The organism is Streptantibioticus rubrisoli, assembly GCF_024436055.1.
GTDB classification, from domain to species: Bacteria; Actinomycetota; Actinomycetes; order Streptomycetales; family Streptomycetaceae; genus Streptantibioticus_A; species Streptantibioticus_A rubrisoli.
The window spans coordinates 381,235-400,311 of sequence record NZ_JANFNH010000001.1 but is presented as its reverse complement, the minus strand read 5'-3'; the positions used below and the strand labels follow the sequence as shown (position 1 = coordinate 400,311).

Below are 19,077 nucleotides of genomic sequence, written 5' to 3'. Positions count from 1 at the left end.
TGGGCAAGGCGGCGGCGGGTCTCAGCATGTAGGACATGGGCGACCGCCGCAAGCCTTACTATGCTCGCGGACGTTCCTGCACGGCGCGTCCTTGCCCGTGACGGCAACTGGGAGGAAACCGGTGCGAATCCGGTGCGGTCCCGCCACTGTCACCGTGTCGCGATGACGCCTTGCGCGCCGCTGTGCCACGGAAGCCAGGAACTCCCCGCCGTCCTACACCAGCCCGGGGCGCGGACCCCGAGGAAGGCCCGACGTGATCCTGCTGTTGTCGACGTCCGACACCGACCTGCTCAGCGCCCGCGCGGCGAACGGTCCCGTGCCGTACCGCTGGGCCAATCCGGCGCGGCTCTCCTTGGACGAACTGCCCGCCCTGCTGGAGGGCACCGACCTGGTGGTGGTCCGGCTGCTGGGCGGCATCCGCGCCTGGCAGGACGGACTCGACGCGCTGCTCGCCGGGCCGCGCCCGGTGGTGGTGCTCACCGGCGAACAGACCCCGGACGCCCAGCTGATGGCGTCCTCCACGGTGCCGATGGGCATCGCCACCGAGGCGCACGCCTACCTGGCGCACGGCGGCCCGGACAACCTCGCCCAGCTCGCGCGCTTCCTGTCCGACACCGTGCTGCTCACCGGCCACGGCTTCGCCGCGCCCCAACCGGCGCCCTCCTGGGGCCCGTTGGAGCGCGAGGAGCGCGCGGGCGCGCGGGGTCCGGTGGTGGCGGTGCTGTACTACCGGGCGCACCACATGAGCGGCAACACCGGTTTCGTCTCCGCGCTGTGCTCGGCGATCGAGGACGCGGGCGGCCGTGCGATGCCGCTGTACGTCGCCTCGCTGCGCGCCCCGGAACCGGAGTTGCTGGAGGCGCTGGGCGCGGCCGACGCCATCGTCACCACCGTGCTCGCCGCGGGCGGCACCCGCCCGGCCGACGCCGCCGCCGGGGGCGATGAGGAGGCGTGGGACGCGGGCGCGCTGGCCGCCCTCGACGTGCCGATCCTGCAGGCGCTGTGTCTGACCGGGCCGCGCGCCGCCTGGGAGGAGAACGACGAGGGCCTGTCCCCGCTGGACGCGGCCACCCAGGTCGCGGTGCCGGAGTTCGACGGGCGGCTGATCACCGTGCCGTTCTCCTTCAAGGAGATCGACGCCGACGGCCTGCCGGTGTACGTGGCCGATCCGGAGCGCGCGTCGCGCGTCGCCGGGATCGCGGTACGGCACGGCAGGCTGCGGCACGTTCCGGCGGCCGACAAGCGGCTGGCGCTGGTGCTGTCCGCCTACCCGACCAAGCACTCGCGGATCGGCAACGCGGTGGGCCTGGACACCCCGGCCAGCGCGGTCGCACTGCTGCGGCGGCTACGGGAGGAGGGCTGGGACCTCGGGCCGCAAGACGGTCCCGACGCGCTGCCTGGACTGGCCTCAGGGGTCGGCGACGACCTGATCCGGGCGCTGATCGAGGCGGGCGGCCACGACCAGGAGTGGCTCACCGAGGAGCAGTTGGCCCGCAACCCGATCCGCGTCCCGGCCGCCGACTACCGTCGCTGGTACGGCAGGCTGCCCGCCGAACTGCGCGAACAGGTCGAGCGGCACTGGGGTCCGCCGCCGGGTGAGCTGTTCGTGGACACCAGCCGCGACCCCGAGGGCGAGATCGTGCTGGCCGCGCTGCGCGCGGGCAATCTGCTGGTCCTCATCCAGCCGCCGCGCGGCTTCGGCGAGAACCCGATCGCGATCTACCACGACCCCGATCTGCCGCCGTCGCACCACTACCTGGCGGCCTACCGCTGGATCTGCGCCGCCCGCGAGGACGGCGGCTTCGGCGCCGACGCCATGGTCCACCTCGGCAAGCACGGCAACCTGGAGTGGCTGCCGGGCAAGAACGCCGGGTTGTCCGCCGCGTGCGCCCCGGACGCGGCGCTCGGCGACCTGCCGCTGGTCTACCCGTTCCTGGTCAACGACCCCGGTGAAGGCACCCAGGCCAAGCGCCGGGCGCACGCCACGCTGGTGGACCACCTGGTGCCGCCGATGGCCCGTGCCGACTCCTATGGAGACATCGCCCGGCTGGAACAACTCCTCGACGAGCACGCGTCCATCGCCTCGATGGACCCGGCCAAGCTCCCGGCCATCCGCTCGCAGATCTGGACGCTGATCCAGGCCGCCAAGCTCGACCACGACCTCGGGCTCGAAGACCGGCCGCACGACGCCGAGTTCGACGACTTCCTGCTGCACGTCGACGGCTGGCTGTGCGAGATCAAGGACGCGCAGATCCGCGACGGGCTGCACGTGCTCGGCCAGGGGCCGACCGGTGCCGAGCGGGTCAACCTGGTGCTGGCCATCCTGCGGGCCCGGCAGATCTGGGGCGGCACCGCCGCGCTGCCGGGGCTGCGTGAGGCGCTGGGCCTGGACGAGTCGGCCGCGTCGCGCACCGGTGCCGACGACGCCGAGGCCCGCGCCCGTGCGCTGGTGCAGGCCATGGAGGACGCCGACTGGAACCCGGAGGCGGTGCCCGAGGTGTGCGCGGGGCTGCCCGAGGACGTCGGCCGGGTGCTGGACTTCGCCGCCCGCCAGGTGGTGCCCCGGCTGGCCCGTACCGGCGACGAGATCGAGGCGGCCGTGCACGCGCTGAACGGCGGTTTCGTGCCCGCGGGTCCGTCCGGATCCCCGCTGCGCGGTCTGGTCAACGTGCTGCCGACCGGCCGCAACTTCTACTCCGTCGACCCCAAGGCGGTACCCAGCCGTCTGGCCTGGGAGACCGGACAGGCGCTCGCCGACTCGCTATTGGAGCGCTACCGCACGGACAACGGCGACTGGCCGCGCTCGGTGGGCCTGTCGCTGTGGGGCACCAGCGCGATGCGCACCGCGGGCGACGATGTCGCTGAGGCGCTGGCACTGCTCGGGGCCCGGCCGGTGTGGGACGACGCCTCCCGCCGGGTCACCGGTGTCGAGGCGATTCCGCTGGAGCAGTTGGGGCGCCCGCGCATCGATGTGACGCTGCGCATCAGCGGCTTCTTCCGGGACGCGTTCCCGCATGTGGTGGCGCTGCTGGACGACGCGGTACGGCTGGTCGCCGCACTGGACGAGCCCGACGAGTCCAACTTCCTGCGCGCGCACGCCCGCGCGGACCTCGCGGCGCACGGTGACGAACGACGGGCCACGGTGCGCATCTTCGGCTCCCGGCCGGGCACGTACGGCGCCGGGCTGCTCCAGCTCATCGACAGCCGTGACTGGCGCACCGACGCCGACCTGGCCGAGGTCTACACCGCCTGGGGCGGCTACGCCTACGGCCGCGGCCTGGACGGGCGGGCGGCGCGGGAGGAGATGGAGACCGCCTACCGGCGGATCGCGGTGGCGGCGAAGAACACCGACACCCGAGAGCACGACATCGCCGACTCCGACGACTACTTCCAGTACCACGGCGGCATGGTCGCCACCGTGCGCGCGCTGACCGGCAAGGCCCCCGAGGCGTACATCGGGGATAGCACCCGTCCGGAGACGGTGCGCACCCGGTCGCTGCTGGAGGAGACCTCGCGGGTGTTCCGGGCCCGGGTGGTCAACCCCCGCTGGATCGAGGCGATGCGCCGCCACGGCTACAAGGGCGCCTTCGAACTGGCCGCCACCGTGGACTACTTGTTCGGCTATGACGCCACCACCGGTGTGGTCGCCGACTGGATGTACGACAAGCTCGCCCAGACCTACGTCCTGGACCCGGAGAACCGGGCGTTCCTCCAGGAGGCCAACCCCTGGGCGCTGCACGGCATGGCGGAGCGCCTGCTGGAGGCCGAGAGCCGCGGCATGTGGGCCAAGCCCGATCCGTCGGTGCTGGAAGGGCTGCGGCAGGCGTTCCTGGAGACCGAGGGCGATATGGAGGGCGGCGGGGAGTGAACCGCCCGCTGGGAGCGGAACACCCCGTTGGCGCTGCGCCGGAACCCGAACCGGCTCACCCCAGGCCGAGGGCGTCGGCCGACCTGGGCGTCAGCAGTCCCCGCAGGGTCTGGTAGAAGGCGTAGGTGGACCAGGCGAACGGCGGGTAGCCGAGGTAGCCGGGGAGCGGCATGTGGAAGAGGTGGGCGTAGGACAGGAACGCCGGAAGGCGGTAGATCCAGTGCGCGCCCACCGTCCAGTAGTTCCACATCTCCCAGAACAACCCGCACATCAGGCCGCCGAGCGCCAGCGCCGCCAGCGGCTGCCAGCGCCCCCGGGCCAGCTGGCCCCACAGGCTGGGGAGGCCCAGCCGGGTGTTGAGCGGATCCAGGACCAGCAGCGGGCACAGCCACACCAGGAAGAACAGCTGCCGGGGGAAGACCAGCACCGCGGTCAGCAGCAGCACGCCGAAGGCGCTGACCCCGTAGAGCAGCGCGGGACGGCACTTCAGCGGCCGCCAGCGCCCGGTGTGACGCGACGGCCTTGTGGAGTACAGCAGTTCGGCGGACTCCAACAGCGCGGGCAGCGCCGTACTGAAGCACAGCGAGTACAGCAGGATCCGCACCGGTTCGCTGTGCGGGACGGGCTCGATGTAGTACCAGTTGTGCAGCGCGGTGTTGAACCACTCGTGCATCCACCAGAGCGGCACCGAGTAGCAGAACAGCAGCCCGAACCGCGCGGCGCTGCGGGTGAGGATGGAGGTACCGGTGCGCAGTGCGACCACGCCGTCGACGGTGAGGGCGTAGCCGAGCCACAGGCCGAAGAAGAAGATCTCGGTCCAGGCGTTGACCACCGTCCAGAACAGCGCCCAGCAGCAGGCCACCAGCGCGAGGCCGACGACCAGCTGGACCGGTACCCGCTCCTCGGCCCGGCCACTGTCCGCTTCGGTCCTCATCACCGCGCCCCTCGTTCCCAGGCGATACCGGTTGGCTACCCGCAGCGACCGCTTTCACACCCTATGCGAGCATCGCGCAGTTGGCCCGAAGCATCCACTTCCGCACGGCCGCGCCGAGGGGAATGATCGGTATCGACGGGCCCTATGGGTCCTCTTAACACCAGCGATACCACGACGCGGACCAGGAGGCGGGAGGCATGACACGCCACGAGACGGAGTGGAACACACACGTGTACGTCGTCGAAGAGGGCGACATCACCAAGGCCAGGGCGACGCTGGACACCACGACCGCCCAGTTCACCGGCGACGGGGAAGCCCGCAAGAACCCGCGCGACCCGCAGGTCCACGAGATCGGCGACGAGCTGGCGGCGGGCCGGGCGCTCGCCGACCTGTCCCGCAAGCTGTTGCGCGAGGCGGCGCAGGAGATAGAGGAGAACGAGGACATGGAGCCGCGGGAGACCGAACCCGCCCCGGCTCGGCTGTGGCAGTGATCGGGCTCCCGGCGTCCGCTACATGTTGATCATGTGACCGGCCAGCCCGTGCACCGCTTCCTTGACGGCCTCGCCCAGGGTCGGGTGGGCATGGACGTTGCGGGCCACCTCGTGCACGGTCAGGTCCCACTGCTGGGCCAGGGTCAACTCCGGCAGCAGCTCGGTGACTTCGGGGCCGATCAGATGGGCGCCGAGCAGTTCGCCGTAGCGGGCGTCGCTGAGGATCTTGACGAATCCGTTCGCGTCCCCCAGACCGTGGGCCTTGCCGTTCGCGGTGAAGGGGAACTTCTGCACCTTGACGTCGAAGCCGCGCTCACGGGCCTGCGCCTCGGTCCAGCCGAAGCTGGCGACCTGCGGCTGGCAGTAGGTGGCGCGCGGGATCATCACGTAGTCGAGTTCCATCGTCTCCACGTCCGCGATGGTCTCGGCGGCCACGATGCCCATCGCCTCCGCGGCGTGCGCCAGCATCAGCTTGGCGGTGACATCGCCGATGGCGAAGATGTGCGGCACGTTGGTGCGGCAGCGGCCGTCCACGTCGATGGCGCCGCGATCGGTCAGCCGCACGCCGGTGTTCTCCAGGCCGTACCCGGCCACCCGTGGCTGGAACCCGATCGCCTGGAGCACCTTGTCGGTCTCCAGTACCTGGCGCTGGCCGCCGGTGGAGACGTGCACCCGCACCCGCTCCCCCGAGTCGTCGATCGACTCGACCCGGGTGGAGGTGAGCACGTTGATGCCCAACTTCCGGTATCGACGGGAGAGTTCGGCCGACACCTCCTCGTCCTCCAGCGGCACCACCCGGTCCAGGAACTCGACCAGTGTCACCTCCACCCCGTAGTTGTGCAGTACGTAGGCGAACTCCACGCCGATGGCCCCCGCGCCCGCGATGACGATGCTGCGGGGCAGCTCCGAGCTGAGGATCTGCTCCTCGTAGGTCACCACGCGCGCGCTCAGCGAGGTGCCGGGCAGCAGCTTGGTGGTCGCGCCGGAGGCGATGATGCAGTGGTCGAAGCTGACGGTGTGGGTGGCGCCGTCCGTGGTGCTGACGCTCATGGTGTTGGCGTCGGTGAACGTACCGGTACCGGTGTACTCGGTGATGTCGTTCTTCTTCATCAGGTAGTGGACGCCCTTGACCCGCCCGTCCGCCACCCGACGGCTGCGGGCGTAGGCCTCGCCGTAGTCGAAGCTGACCTTGCCGTCCACCCGGATACCGAAGGTCTTGGCCTCCTGCGTGAAGATGTGGGCCAACTCGGCATTGCGCAGCAGCGCCTTCGAGGGGATGCACCCGACGTTGAGGCAGACCCCGCCCCAGTAACGGGCCTCCACCACGGCCACGCTGAGCCCGAGCTGGGCGCAGCGGACCGCCGCGGTGTATCCGCCGGGCCCCGCGCCCAGTACGACGACGTCGAAGTGTCCGCTGCTGTGCTCCACTTGATCCGCCTTTCCGAAAGGCGGCGTCCCCAAGGGACACCACCAGGTAGGGGCCGCCCAGTCGGCCCTGGTCAGCTCTGGTCACCTGCCCGTTCTTCGCCATTGTCTCCCATCCGTCTGCCACTCCCTGGGCCCGACTCCCCTGTAAGGAAAATCCACACCGGTCACCGCCGGGGGTGAGCCGCCGCGGGAGGAGACGCTTCCCACCACATGTGAAAAGCCCCGCGCTCGACGGCGCGGGGCTCCAGGCCTGACTGGCATCGTGTCATCGGGGCGGCGGCAGCCGCTGCAGGAAGACCTCGATGGCCGTGGGATCGACCCTGGTCACGCCGTCGAACGGGTAGTCCATCTCTTTGATCAGGATGAGCGAGATCACCACCAGGGCCGACAGGGTCAACACCATCAGGGTGTGGGCGGGAGTGTTGGACAAGCCGAAGAGAAAGGTGAATCCCACGGTCAGTACCGCGCCCGTGATCAGGGCGATCCACAGGATGCGCGGGACGGAGTCCTCCACCTGGTTGAGGCGCTGACGGCGGGCGGAGGCCAGGTCTTCGACGTGGGTGACCGCATGGTCGTACATGACCTGCCGCTGTGGGGTGGTGGGTTGGAAGGACAGCACGGAGTTGCGGATGTCGTAGACGAGTTGTGTGGCCTGCGGACTGCTCTCGTGCTTGGCCATGAGGGGCCACTCGGTGTCCCGGACGGCGTGGGCGTACTCCAGGGTTTCGTGTTCGATCTGGGAGCCGAGTGGCAGCGGCATGGCTCGGGAGATCCAGTACACCCCGGCGAGGGCATCAGCCTCCTGGAAGGTGGTCTTACGTGCTGTCTCGACGTTCTCCCAGACACCGACGACCACAAAGGCGAGCAGGACGGCGTACAGCACGCCGACTCCGGCGAAGATGAACCCGGCGACATCGTTGTGCTCTTCTCGGCGCGCGTAGGGAACGAAGCGCTGCACAAGCCATAGTCCGAAGGCTATGACAGCCATAGCGGCGACGAAGATCACGGCATCGGACCAGCTCATGGGGCGGACTCCATCGCTTGGACCGGGCACGCGCGTTGGCGCGTCCGGTGTCACGAACCAAGTGCACTCAGATGCGGTCGGCCGCGATCAGCAGGTACTGGAACGAACCGTCCTTGTAAGAACTGATGAACGCTTCCTCAATGCCCGTCACCAGAGAGGACGTGGCCCGCAACTCCCAGTAGGGCAGGGTCGCTTGGGTCAGGTCGATGACGGCCTGCGGTACGAGCCGGTTGTCGGCCATGGCGCGCAGGTACTCCCGGCGGGAGTGGATGTTGCACTCGAAGTGCGCGTTGATCTGGGAGACCCACTTCGAGGGTTGGCCGTAACGCGGATTCCAGCAGCCGGTGATGGTCACATAGCGGCCGCCGGTCGCCAGGATGCGGGAGTGCTCGGCGAACAGATCGTGCAGGTCGACGTACATGCTCGACTCGTTGTTCCACGAGGCCGCGGCCTGCCCGGCCGCGAACGGCATGTCGAGCATGTTGCAGACGCGGGCGCGGACGTGGTCCTCGATGCCGAGTTCACGGGCACGCTGGTTGGCGAAGTCCGCCTGCTTGGCCGACAGGGTGACGCCCTCGACCCTGCACCCGAAGCGCTGGTGCGCCATGACCATGGAGCCTCCGCGGCCGCAGCCGGCGTCCACCAGCGTGTCGCCGCGCTCGACGGGGCCGAGGTGGTCCAGCAGGAGTTCGGCCTGCGCCGACTCCAGGCGGTGGAGTTCGGCGATCAACTTCTTCTCGTAGGTGCCGCCTTCGGCACCGCCGAGGGCGGCGTGGTCGATGTCGCCGATGCCGTAGTGGTGGTGGTAGAGGCCGTCGACATCACCCAGACGCAGGTTCACCGGCCTGGCCTCGTGGTCCCAGTAGCGGGCGATGTCCTCCTGGTAGGCGGTCGCGGGGGCGGGGATGAACGCGGAGTTGGCGGTGGAAGTGGCGACCGTGGTGCTGAACTCGGTGCTGGTCACAGATACGTCCATTCCTCTTACCAGAAATCGGGCAGGCTGTAGCGATAGGTGTTGGTCTGGTGCCAGTAGTGGTTGCCGTCGACCCACACGGCCACGCCCCGCAGGAAGCGCTGCACGTTCGGCAGGGGGCAGGCGGCGGCCAGGGCTGCGGCTTCGGCCTCGAAGTCGTGCATGAGGTCGTTGTGCACCTCGATCGCCTTCAGATAGGCGTCGCGTTCGCCGATGCCTTCACGTTCGGCGATCACCACGGGGAGGTTCAGATGGCGGCCGGGGCTGGCGAGTTCCTTGGTGTACGAGTACAGGTCGTTCACGATGGTGGTGGCGTTCCCGCCGAGCGCGATGACCCGCTGCATAGCGGGCTGAGCGTGTAGATCGGCTGGCAGTTCGTAGCCGCCGACGGTGTCGGTGATGGTGGGACAGGGACGGAAGTTGTTGAACTGACGCATCGCCAAATACGCCCACACCTCGGGGACATGCCCGCTCTGGGCCCAGGCCGCTTCGGCGAGGTACCCCATGTGCAGACGGGCCATGTCGTGCCGGAACCGGTCGGCCTGGGAAGGGCTGGCGCTTTGGACGAAGTACTCCATGGCGGACCGGTAGGCACGTCGCGGCGCATCCGAATGGAGCGACTCCGCCCACTGCTGCTGGTACTCCTTCGTCGTGTGCAGGGGGTCGATGGCGGTGTGTGCCAGCAGAAGGCGGCCGCCGAGGCCGATGGGCGAGCCCCCGTGGTCCTCGCAGTAGCAGTCGTCCACGGCGTTCTCGGCGACCATCAGACGCGCGGCGAGCATCAGGTGGTCGACGGTGGGAGCGTCCGGATGACAGGCGACCATGTAGCGGCCCACGGAGAAGCCGTCGAACTGCTCCTCCCACTCCTGTGGGTACAAGTCGACCTCGTCCAACGCCCAGGCCTTGATCCTGCGGCTGACTTCTTCCACCCGCACCGGGTCGGGCTCCGGCACCGGGTGGTGGTAGAGGCCGGGGATCGCGTTGCCTTCCACTGGAGCCGTCGACGGCTCCGGTGGCGTCGGGGGCTCCTCGCGCCGTGTCAGATACAGGCTCGTCGTGCCCAGGCCGCTGGGGCCTCGCAGGATCCGTTCCACGGGTGCGGATGGGCTCGACTGTGGAGGGGAAATCTCAGGATCGGGCATCCATGGCTCCTTGATGGGATGGGTGACTGTCCCGGATCACGGGCATACTCGACCGGCCCGGGAGCTCCGAACTGCCGTAGCCGCCGGGATGGGCGCGGGTCCTCTAGTAGCTCGCCAGAGGTGAACTCACGCTCCCGCCACCGCGATTGCTCTGACGTGGGGACGCGGGGACTGCTGGGTCGGCTCCGGCCGTGCTTGCGGGCTGATGTCAACCGTCATGAGGCGAGCTCTCCTCGTCTGGGCGGTGGCTGGCGTGGCGCGTGACCGGAAAGGAGCCAAGAAGCAAGAGGATGGAGACACATCCAGATAATCCGTTCAGATCCCGGACAACGGTAACGGCCGGTCCGCCCAGTCGACCCTGGGAAGTCGTTGACATTAACTCCATGCAGTGATCCCACGCCGCGCAAGGTTTGCCCGGATTGCCGAGTGTATTTTCAGAGAACGTCCGGTTTGCGCTGTTCATTAGCATTCGACCGTGCGATCGCGGCGGCCGTCCAGGCTCTCGGAACTCGCGACACGCCCTGCGGGGTGCTGTTCGCGGTGCGGCCGGAACACTACCTCCCAGTTTATCGTGTCTATGCCACTCTGCACGGGTGTGCTCTAGCCTGCTCCCGCTCCGCCGCACAAGGCGGCGGGCCACGATCCCGGGTCCGCCCGGGGCTTGGGGGAAAACATGATGCGCGATCGAGTGGCGCTCGCTGTCCTGGCGGCCGCGACCGCGACCGCCCTGGTGACCGCCGGTACCGCTCACGCCGGTACGACACACGCCAGTACCGGCACCGCGAAGTCCAGACCGCGCGTCGTCGACGTGACATCGATGGCGCAGATCCCGACCGTCCAGAGCAACCTCAAGGGCAAGGCGGTCCCGAACCAGGTCTACCGGCTCACCATGACCAACAACGACCGGGGCGAGTGCCTGGACGGCGACACCAACACCATCCCCGCCAACGGAGCCAAGGTCCAACTCTGGGCCTGCAACGGCTGGACCAACCAAACCTGGATCTGGGCACCCGCCGCCGGACAACCAGCCGGGAACTACACCATCCAGAACGCCGACGGCAGCGAGTGCCTGGACGGCGACACCAACACCATCCCCGCCAACGGAGCCAAGGTCCAACTCTGGGCCTGCAACGGCTGGACCAATCAAACCTGGGCCTGGCACGGCAGCACGCTGACCAACAACGACCGGGGCGAGTGCCTGGACGGCGACACCAACACCATCCCCGCCAACGGCGCCAAGGTCCAACTCTGGGCCTGCAACGGCTGGACGAACCAGAACTGGACGCTCCACTGAATCCCCGCAACGTTGCGCTCAACCTCGCGCTGTAATACCCCGGCCCGTCGACCGCCAGATCGGCGGCCGCGACCAACAGACGGGCCGGGCAGCATCGCTGCCCGGCCCGTCGTCGAAGTCGACCGACCCGTCTCCGTGTTTGACGGCGTTTGACGGCTTTCGTTAGCGGGTGCTCACCTCGCGGCCGAGCCAGGCGGCGAGGCGGGTGTAGTGGTCCGCGTCCGGCGGGGCCTGGTGGACGGGGCCGAACGGGACCTCGGGCCCTCGCCGGTCAGCGGGCAGCGCGCGGTGCGCGGTGTCCAGGGCGAACTCGGCGATGGCCGGGTCGAGTTGGGCGGGTGCGTCGAGCGCCTGTGTCACGTCCCAGGTGTGTGCCGCCACTTCCATCACGTAGACGCTGAGTGCCGCACGGCCCGGCACGGTGCCCCAGGGCATCTCCGCCGTGCGGTCCAGCACGGCGTCGTCAGCCCACGCGGCAGCCGCACGGGCTCGCGCCCGGGCCACCGCCGCGGGCCAGTCGTCGTCCGCTACGAAGCCGACTTGCGCATAGACGTCCAACGCCCGTCCGCCTTCGCCCACGTAGGCGATGCGGTGCACCGCGCCGACGAGATGGCCGAGCAGCCCGCGCAGGTCGAACTCGGCACAGGGAGTGGGGCGCGTCAGTGCCTGCGGTGGGATGGTGGCGGCCACTTTCTCCAGTTGGTCCAGCGAGCGAAGGAAGAGCGGACGGGGGTCCATGGCGGCTCCTTGCCGGTTCGTTGAGGTTTCGACGGCACGCAGCATGCCGCCCAAACTTGACACCTGGCGTCAGGTTTTATGCTCGGTTTCCGTGAAAGCCGACCGACTGTTGTCGATCCTGCTGTTCCTGCAGACCCGCGGCCGGGCCTCCGCCGCCGAACTCGCCGAGCGTCTTGAGGTCTCGGTACGCACCATCTACCGCGACGTGGACGCGCTGTGCGCCGCGGGGGTGCCGGTGTGGACCGAGCGCGGGCGCGGCGGCGGCATCCGGCTGCTGCCCGGCTTTCGTACCGACGTCACGGGGCTGACCAACGACGAGGCGCGGGCGCTGTTCGTGCTCGCGGCCGAGGGCACGCACGACGCACTGGGCCTGGGCGAGGCGATACGGTCGGCGTTGCGCAAGGTGATGGCCGCGCTGCCCGCGCCGCACCGCGATGACGCCGAGCGCACCAGTCAGCGCGTCCTGGTCGATCCGGTGCGCTGGATGCACGGCGGCAAGGCCGATGCCGACCTCGCCGAACTGCAGCGTGCCGTCTTCACCGACCGGCGGCTTCGCCTGACCTACCGCAGCAGCTCCGCCCGTGAGCCGCGCAGTTACACCGTCGATCCCTATGGGCTGGTCAGCAAGGCGGGCGTTTGGTATCTGGTCGCCGATCGGGACGGCGAGCCGCGCCTGTTCCGTAGCGACCGCGTGCAAGCCGCCACCGTCACGGCCGAGCCGGTGCGTCGCCGCCCGCGGCAGGATCTGGCGTGTGTGTGGGCGCAGTTGCGGGACCGGGTGGAGAAGCTGCCCGACGAGGTCACCGTGCGCTGCCGGGTCCGGCTGGATCGCACGGAGTTGCTGCAGCGCTTGTTCGCCGCCAATCTCGTCGCCCCGCCCACGCCTGCCGAGGGTGATCCCGGCTGGGCCCGTGTCGACCTCGGGCTGCGTTCCCTCACCGCCGTTCGCGCCCTGCTGTGCCTCGGCGGTGCCATCGAGGTCATCTCGCCGCCCGCCGCCCGCGCGGAACTCGCCGCCGCCGCGGCCGAGGTGGTGGCGCTGTACGGCGCGTCGGCTCCGGCCGCGGTCGACGAGGTGCCCGTCGAGTCGCCCGCCCACCACGATGTACCGGGCCGCCAGGGCACAGCGGGCTGAGCGTCGGCCGAGGCTACGTCGCCGCCCGCACACCCCGTGTGCCCGCGCCGACCGCAACTCCCGGCGGCCCGGCGGCCGTTGAGAGCGGGAGCTGGTGAGGCCGCACCCGCTGTGGTTCCGGTTCGTACGCGGTCCGCTGGCGGCCGGGCGCGCCAACGGCCTGGCTAGCGAGCCGCGTTGGAGTCGGCGTCAGGGTGCTTGCCCTGAGTGCGTCGGGCGTAGGCGCGGGCCGCGCGGGCGCGGTCGCCGCAGCGCACCGAGCACCAGTGGCGCCGGGCGTGGGTGCGCAGCAGGTAGCGCTGGCAGGGCGGCGAGTCGCAGGCTGCGAGCCGTTCGGCGTCGGGGCCGGTGAGCAGATCGGCGGCGTCTGCCGCGAGGACCGCGAGGGCGTGGTCGACGATCTGGTCGGTGGGATGAGCCTGGACCCGATGCAGGCCCTGTTCGGGGTCCCAGCGCAGCAGCGCGACCGCGGGAGCGCCGACGAGTGCGTCGTTGACGGCGCGTAGTGCGTTGTCCGGCGCGGGGCGGGCGTCGATCCGGGAGGTGAGCAGTTCGCGCAGTTGGTCCCGCAGGGCGCGCAGGCGGGCCGCGCACACCTCGTGCAGTTCGGCGTCGGACGGAGCGAGGTCGCGCTCGGCCAGCCACCGCTTCGCCGCCTCGGGAGAGCCGAGCAGGTCCAGGAACTGGCCGCCTGGCAGGGCGAGCGCGGTGTTGGCGAAGTCCAGCGCGCGGTACTGCTCCGCACCCGGTGCGGGTGGCGGGGCGGGGTGGACGGGCTTGCCGGTTGCGGTCTCCTTCACGCTTCTCATGTTAAGCCTTGCGTTTCTCCGTGAGGCTCGACTAGCTTCCTCTCACGGAAAAACTCTCATTTACCCGTGAGGAAACGATGTCCGAGACCAGCACGCCCTCCGAGCAGATCCCCGTCAGCGTCTACGGCGGTCCGACCGCCCTGATCGAGTACGGCGGCCTGCGGTTCCTCACCGATCCCGCCTTCGACGAGCCAGGCGAGTACCCCCGGGGCAACGGCTACGTCCTCACCAAGACCGCCCCAGCCCGCGTCCACCCCACCGAACTCGGCCCGCTCGACGTGGTCTTGCTCTCGCACGACGAGCACCCCGACAACCTCGACCACTCGGGCCGTGCGCTGCTGGCCGACGTCCCCCTGGTCCTCACCACCCGCGGCGGCGCGCACCGGCTCGGCGGCACCGCCCGGGGCCTGGCCCCCTGGGAGGCCATCGACCTGCCCCGCCCCGACGGCGGCACCCTGACCGTGACCGCCACCCCCGCCCAGCACGGACCGGACGGCTGCGAACCCGTCATCGGCGAGGTGGTCGGATTCGTTCTGACCGCCCCGGACCTGCCCACCGTCTACGTCAGCGGCGACAACGCCTCGTTGGCCCTGGTCCGGCAGATCGCCGATCGCCTCGGCCCGGTGGACACCGCCGTGCTCTTCGCGGGCGCCGCCCGCACCCGGCTGTTCGACGGCGCCCTGCTCACCCTCGACAGCGCCCAGGCCGCCGAGGCCGCCGCCATACTCGCCGCCCGACGCGTCGTCCCCGTCCACTTCGACAGCTGGGGCCACTTCACCGAGGGCCGCACCCATCTGGTCGACGCCTTCACGGCGGCCGGGCTGCGGGACCGCCTGGAACTGGGGTCGGTCTGAGCCGGTGGCGGACGATGGCGGCGACTGCCCGGTTTCGCCGCGGCCACACAACCGGTGATCACTTCGCCACTGGTCTCGGCCTGTTGGCGTAGTCCGGCGTGCCGCACGGCCGTCGGGTGGTGATGCTGAACGGGTAGCGAGAGCTGAGCACGTGTTGGGAGGACCACGTGATGCGTCACCGTGCCGTCATCGCCTGCCGTTGGACCGCGCGTTCGCTGCTCGCCAGCAGCTTCCTCGTCGGCGGGGTCAGCGCGCTGCGCAACCCCGGGCATCTGCCGCACGCGGTGGAGCGGCTGGGCGTGCCGCGTGGGCGGGCGGCCACCAGCGCCACCGCGTCGGCGATGCTGGCGGGGGCGGTCGCGCTGGCCACCGGGGCGGCCCCGGTGGCCGGCACCGTCGTCCTGGGTCTGTGCCTGATGGGCGCCACGGCCGCCGTCCACCCGTTCTGGACCGAGGACGACGAGGGCCGCCGCGCTGCCCACCGCAACGCGTTCCTGACCAACGTCAGCCTGCTCGGCGCCCTCGGCGTCACCGCGGTGGACGCGCTGCAACACCGCGGCAGATCCCGGACCTAGCCGCACTCGAGCACCGCGCGGCCGCGTTCGGCGGCGGCCATCTGGGAGACGATGGACGTCGTGTGACTGCCCGCGCGAAAAGCGCTGTCCGCCAGTACCTTGCGCAGGAATTCGGAGGTGGTGCACACTCCCGGCCCGTCGACCACCATCTCGGCGAGCGCCCGGTCCATCCGGACCAGTGCCCGCTGCCGGTCCGGGGCCCACACCACGACCTTCGCCAGCAGCGAGTCGTAGTCGGAGGGCACCCGCCAACCGGTGAAGGCATGCGAGTCCACCCTGGTGAACGGCCCACCGGGCGGCCGGTAGTCGGTCAACGTACCGGCGGTGGGCGCGAAGTCGCGCTCCGGGTCCTCGGTGTTCACCCGGCACTCGATGGCCGCGCCGTTGCGGTTCACGTCCTGCTGGGTGAGCGAGAGCGGAAGTCCCGCCGCCACCTTGATCTGTTCCTGCACCAGGTCGATGCCGGTGACCTGCTCGGTGACCGGATGCTCCACCTGTATACGGCAGTTGATCTCCATGAAGGTGAAGCGGCCGTCGTCGTCCACCAGGAACTCGAAGGTACCGGCGCCGGTGTAACCGAGCGCCCGCACCCCCTGCACCGCCATCTCGTTCATGCGCTCGGTGATTTCGGCGGGCAGGTTGGGCGCTGGGGTCTCCTCCAGCAGCTTCTGGTGGCGCCGCTGCACCGAGCAGTCCCGCTCGCCCAGATGGATCGCGTTGTGCTGGCCGTCGGCGATCACCTGCACCTCGACATGGCGCGCGGTCGCTATGTACCGCTCCATGTAGACCCGGCCGTCGCCGAACAGCGCCACCGCGTCGGCGTGCGTCCTGCGGTACGCCGGGACCAGGTCCTCGGGGTCGTGGACGACGGTCATGCCCCGGCCGCCGCCACCGGCCACCGCCTTGATGATCAACGGGAACCCGATGTCCTGCGCGACCTTCTGGGCGGTGGCCTCGTCCAGCACGGCGCCGTCGCTGCCGGGCAGGGTGGGCAGACCGGCGCGCGCCATCATGCGGCGCGCCTCGGCCTTGTCCCCCAACTGCCGCATGAGCCCGGCCGGTGGCCCGATGAAGGTCACCCCGTACGCCGAGCAGATCTCCGCGAAGTCCGGGTCCTCAGACAAGAACCCGTACCCCGGGTGGATCGCGTCGGCACCCACCCGTAGGGCGGCGGACATCACCGCCGCCGGGTTGAGGTAACTTCGGCGCGCCGGTGCCGGGCCGATCTGCACCGCGTCGTCGGCCAGCCGCAGCGCCTCGGACTCGCGGTCCGCGGTGGAGTGCACCACCACGCTGCGGATGCCCAACTCCCGGCAGGCACGCACCACCCGCACGGCTATCTCACCGCGGTTGGCGATCAATACGGTCCTGAACATGGTGCTCCCTCCGCAGGCGGTGGGCCGCCTTGTCATGCCGCGTGGTCGGTCGCCGCGTCCGTCACTCGGCTTCGTCGACCGGTTCGAGCGCGATCAGGGGCTGGCCGTACTCCACCGGTTGGCCGTCCTCGACCAGTACGGCGGCCACCCGGCCGGCGCGTTCGGCCTGGACGGGGTTCATCAGCTTCATGGCCTCCACGATTCCGATGTCCTGCCCCTGTTCCACCAGGTCGCCGACATTGACGAACGGCGGTGCGCCGGGTTCCGGGGCGCGGTAGAAGTTGCCGACCATCGGCGCGGTGATGTGGTGGTGCCGGTCGCCCACCTCGCCGGGCGCGGCGGGTTCCTCCGCCGCGGCCGCGGGGCGGGCGGGCGCGGCGGGTGCCTCGCTGGGCGCGGGGTGGTCCTGCGGCCACTCCAACTCGACCAGCGCCTCGCCGTACTGGATGCGGACCCGTCTCAAGGGGGCGTTCACCATCGTGGCCAGCCGGGACGCGGTCTCCGCCAGCCGCTCGACCGAGTGGGCGGGGCCGTTCCTGGCCAGGCCGTCCGGGCCGTAGCTGGCCTTGCCCAGCCCGTCGTGGCCGCCGTGGCGTGCTTCGAGCCGTGGCACCGAATCTGTCATGACCATCCTTTCCCTGGGATCATCCGGCTGGGGCTCCGATGCCCCGGAACCGCGCTCTGCGGTCCCGGATGAGTTGTTCGCCGCCCTTGCCCGACAGTTCGTCCAGGCAGTGTGAGACGGCCCGCCGTAGTAGGTCGGCGGCCTGTGCGTGGTCGGTGTGGGCGCCGTCCTCCGGCTCCGGTACCACTCCGTCCACGAGCTGGTGTTCCATCAGTGACCGGGCGTCAAGGCGCAGGGCCTCCGCTGCGACCGGGGCCGAGCCGCGGTCGTGCCACAGGATCGCCGCGCACCCTTCCGGGCTGATCACCGAGTACACGGCGTTCTGGCAGATCAGCACCCGGTCGCAGACCGACAGCGCGAGCGCTCCGCCGCTGCCGCCCTCGCCGGTGACCACCGCGACCAACGGCACGGGCAAGGAGGCCATCAGCCGCAGGTTCTCGGCGATCGCCACCGCCTGCCCGTGTTCCTCGGCCTCGATGCCGGGGTGGGCGCCCGGTGTGTCGATCAGCGCCAGCACCGGCAGCCCGAGCTTGGCGGCGAGCCGCATCATCCTGGCCGCCTTGCGGTAGCCGTCGGGCGTGGCCATGCCGAAGGAGTGGTCGGCCAACTCCTTCGTACTGTGGCCCTTTTGGGTGCCGACGATGACCAGGGGCCGGCCGTCGAGGGTGCCGAGGCCGCCGACGACCGCCGGGCAGTCACCGCTGAGCCGGTCGCCGTGCAGTTCGAGGAAGCCGTCGCCGTCCAGCATGTGGCTGAGGTAGTCGCGAGTGGTGGGCCGGTTGATGTCCCGGGCCAACTGGACCACGTCCCACGCCGGGCGCCGGGTCAGTCGCGCGGGGTCGGTGACGATCGGGTGCTCACCGTCCACCGCCGGGGCCCGGCTCACGCGGCTGTCGCACGCGCGCAACAAGGTGGCCAGCACCTCGCGTTGACGTGAGCGGGGCACCACGGCGTCGATGAGCCCCTGGGCGAGCAGGAACTCGGCGGTCTGGAAACCGTCCGGCAGTTTCTGACCGATGGTCTGCTCGATCACCCGCGGTCCGGCGAAGCCGAGCCGCGCGCCCGGTTCGGCGATGACGATGTCGGTGAGGGTGGCGAAGGAGGCCGCGACACCGCCGTAGGTGGGGTCGGTGATCAGGCTGACGGTGAGGATCCCTGCCTCGTCCAGGGCGGCGAGTGCCTGCGCGGTCTTGGCCATCTGGAGAAGGGAGTACACGCCCTCCTGCATCCGCGCCCCGCCGGAGGCGGTCACCAAGACCAGCGGAATCCGGTTTTCCAGGGCGTGTTCGGCCGCCGCGGTGATCGCCTCGCCCTCGGCGCTGCCCATGCTGCCGCCCATGAACCGGAAGTCCATCGCCGCCACCACGACCGGGCAGCCGTCGATCCGGCCCTGTCCGACCAGGACGGCGCAGGGGATGCCGATCTGGTCCCTGGCCTGCTCCAGGCGCTGCGCATAGGGCCTGGAGTCGGTGAAGCCCAGTGGATCGTCGGCGGTGCGCCCCGGCCGTACGCAGCGCGCGCCTTCCCGGCCCAGCAGCCACTCCAGGCGCTCGGCGGCGGTCAGCGGCGCGTGCCAGCCGCAGTCCGGGCAGGTGTTGGCGGCACGGGCGAACCGGCGGCCGTACACGATGGTTCGGCACTGGCCGCAGCGCGCCCAGTCAACTCCCGTGGTTTCCAGGGGCGGTTGGGTGGTGGTGGTGGGTTGCGGTTCGGTAGGGAGCATCGCGATCTCCGGGGTTGCGGCCCGCGGTCGTCTCCGCGGGCCGACGGACGACGTCCGGCGACATGGGACACCGCCGAACGCCTTGGCG

16 protein-coding genes and 1 riboswitch are annotated in these 19,077 nt (G+C 70.5%); of the genes, 6 read left to right on the top strand and 10 right to left on the bottom strand.

Annotated elements, in window-relative coordinates; all coding sequences use genetic code 11:
• Nucleotides 1-67: 67 nt before the first annotated feature.
• Nucleotides 68-224: riboswitch (cobalamin riboswitch) on the top strand.
• 29 nt (nt 225-253) lie between these two features.
• Nucleotides 254-3,868, top strand: coding sequence for a cobaltochelatase subunit CobN (cobN, locus tag NON19_RS01965; RefSeq protein ID WP_255924753.1), 3,615 nt, complete (start codon nt 254-256; stop codon nt 3,866-3,868).
• 55 nt (nt 3,869-3,923) lie between these two features.
• Here the strand turns inward: cobN and NON19_RS01960 are convergent, their stop codons facing one another.
• Nucleotides 3,924-4,802 carry a hypothetical protein gene (locus NON19_RS01960; RefSeq protein WP_255924752.1) on the bottom strand — a complete coding sequence of 293 codons (879 nt, stop codon included), beginning with the start codon at nt 4,800-4,802 and terminating at the stop codon, nt 3,924-3,926.
• Nucleotides 4,803-4,999: 197 nt separating this feature from the next.
• Here NON19_RS01960 and NON19_RS01955 point away from each other — a divergent pair, with 197 nt between their 5' ends.
• On the top strand, nt 5,000-5,293 hold the full coding sequence (locus NON19_RS01955; RefSeq protein ID WP_255924751.1) for a dsRBD fold-containing protein: 294 nt from the start codon (nt 5,000-5,002) through the stop codon (nt 5,291-5,293).
• 18 nt (nt 5,294-5,311) lie between these two features.
• On the opposite strand, the gene lpdA is transcribed toward NON19_RS01955, so the two are convergent.
• From lpdA to NON19_RS01935, 4 genes are all read right to left on the bottom strand, one after another.
• The gene (gene lpdA / locus NON19_RS01950) at nt 5,312-6,721 is read right to left on the bottom strand and encodes a dihydrolipoyl dehydrogenase (RefSeq protein ID WP_255924750.1); all 1,410 of its coding nucleotides are present in this window, start codon (nt 6,719-6,721) and stop codon (nt 5,312-5,314) included.
• A gap of 265 nt (nt 6,722-6,986) precedes the next feature.
• Entirely contained in the window at nt 6,987-7,745 is a 759-nt protein-coding gene (locus tag NON19_RS01945; RefSeq protein WP_255924749.1) for a bestrophin-like domain, read from the bottom strand.
• A gap of 67 nt (nt 7,746-7,812) precedes the next feature.
• A complete protein-coding gene (locus NON19_RS01940; protein WP_255924748.1) occupies nt 7,813-8,721 on the bottom strand; it encodes a geranyl diphosphate 2-C-methyltransferase in 909 nt (302 codons plus the stop codon).
• 5 nt (nt 8,722-8,726) lie between these two features.
• Nucleotides 8,727-9,860 (bottom strand): family 2 encapsulin nanocompartment cargo protein terpene cyclase, encoded by a 1,134-nt coding sequence (locus NON19_RS01935; protein ID WP_372513963.1) that lies wholly within the window; start codon nt 9,858-9,860, stop codon nt 8,727-8,729.
• Between the two features lie 676 nt (nt 9,861-10,536).
• On the opposite strand from NON19_RS01935, the gene NON19_RS01930 reads away from it, so the two are divergent.
• Nucleotides 10,537-11,154, top strand: a complete 618-nt coding sequence (locus tag NON19_RS01930) for an RICIN domain-containing protein (protein ID WP_255924747.1) — start codon at nt 10,537-10,539, stop codon at nt 11,152-11,154.
• Nucleotides 11,155-11,316: 162 nt separating this feature from the next.
• Here NON19_RS01930 and NON19_RS01925 read toward each other — a convergent pair whose 3' ends face one another.
• Nucleotides 11,317-11,892, bottom strand: a complete 576-nt coding sequence (locus NON19_RS01925) for a TIGR03086 family metal-binding protein (RefSeq protein WP_255924745.1) — start codon at nt 11,890-11,892, stop codon at nt 11,317-11,319.
• Nucleotides 11,893-11,983: 91 nt separating this feature from the next.
• On the opposite strand from NON19_RS01925, the gene NON19_RS01920 reads away from it, so the two are divergent.
• Nucleotides 11,984-13,027 carry a helix-turn-helix transcriptional regulator gene (locus NON19_RS01920; protein WP_255924744.1) on the top strand — a complete coding sequence of 348 codons (1,044 nt, stop codon included), beginning with the start codon at nt 11,984-11,986 and terminating at the stop codon, nt 13,025-13,027.
• A 164-nt stretch (nt 13,028-13,191) separates the two neighbouring features.
• Here the strand turns inward: NON19_RS01920 and NON19_RS01915 are convergent, their stop codons facing one another.
• Entirely contained in the window at nt 13,192-13,836 is a 645-nt protein-coding gene (locus tag NON19_RS01915) for a CGNR zinc finger domain-containing protein (RefSeq protein ID WP_255924743.1), read from the bottom strand.
• Between the two features lie 77 nt (nt 13,837-13,913).
• Here NON19_RS01915 and NON19_RS01910 point away from each other — a divergent pair, with 77 nt between their 5' ends.
• Together NON19_RS01910 and NON19_RS01905 are read left to right on the top strand one after the other, a co-directional pair.
• Entirely contained in the window at nt 13,914-14,690 is a 777-nt protein-coding gene (locus NON19_RS01910; RefSeq protein ID WP_255924742.1) for an MBL fold metallo-hydrolase, read from the top strand.
• A gap of 170 nt (nt 14,691-14,860) precedes the next feature.
• Entirely contained in the window at nt 14,861-15,265 is a 405-nt protein-coding gene (locus tag NON19_RS01905; RefSeq protein ID WP_255924741.1) for a hypothetical protein, read from the top strand.
• On the opposite strand, the gene NON19_RS01900 is transcribed toward NON19_RS01905, so the two are convergent.
• The 3 genes from NON19_RS01900 to accD form a co-directional block, all read right to left on the bottom strand.
• Nucleotides 15,262-16,641, bottom strand: coding sequence for an acetyl-CoA carboxylase biotin carboxylase subunit (locus NON19_RS01900; protein ID WP_255924740.1), 1,380 nt, complete (start codon nt 16,639-16,641; stop codon nt 15,262-15,264). The genes NON19_RS01905 and NON19_RS01900 overlap by 4 nt on opposite strands.
• A gap of 61 nt (nt 16,642-16,702) precedes the next feature.
• On the bottom strand, nt 16,703-17,266 hold the full coding sequence (gene accB, locus NON19_RS01895) for an acetyl-CoA carboxylase biotin carboxyl carrier protein (RefSeq protein ID WP_255924739.1): 564 nt from the start codon (nt 17,264-17,266) through the stop codon (nt 16,703-16,705).
• 19 nt (nt 17,267-17,285) lie between these two features.
• Entirely contained in the window at nt 17,286-18,989 is a 1,704-nt protein-coding gene (gene accD, locus NON19_RS01890; protein ID WP_255924738.1) for an acetyl-CoA carboxylase, carboxyltransferase subunit beta, read from the bottom strand.
• Between the last annotated feature and the right edge of the window lie 88 nt (nt 18,990-19,077).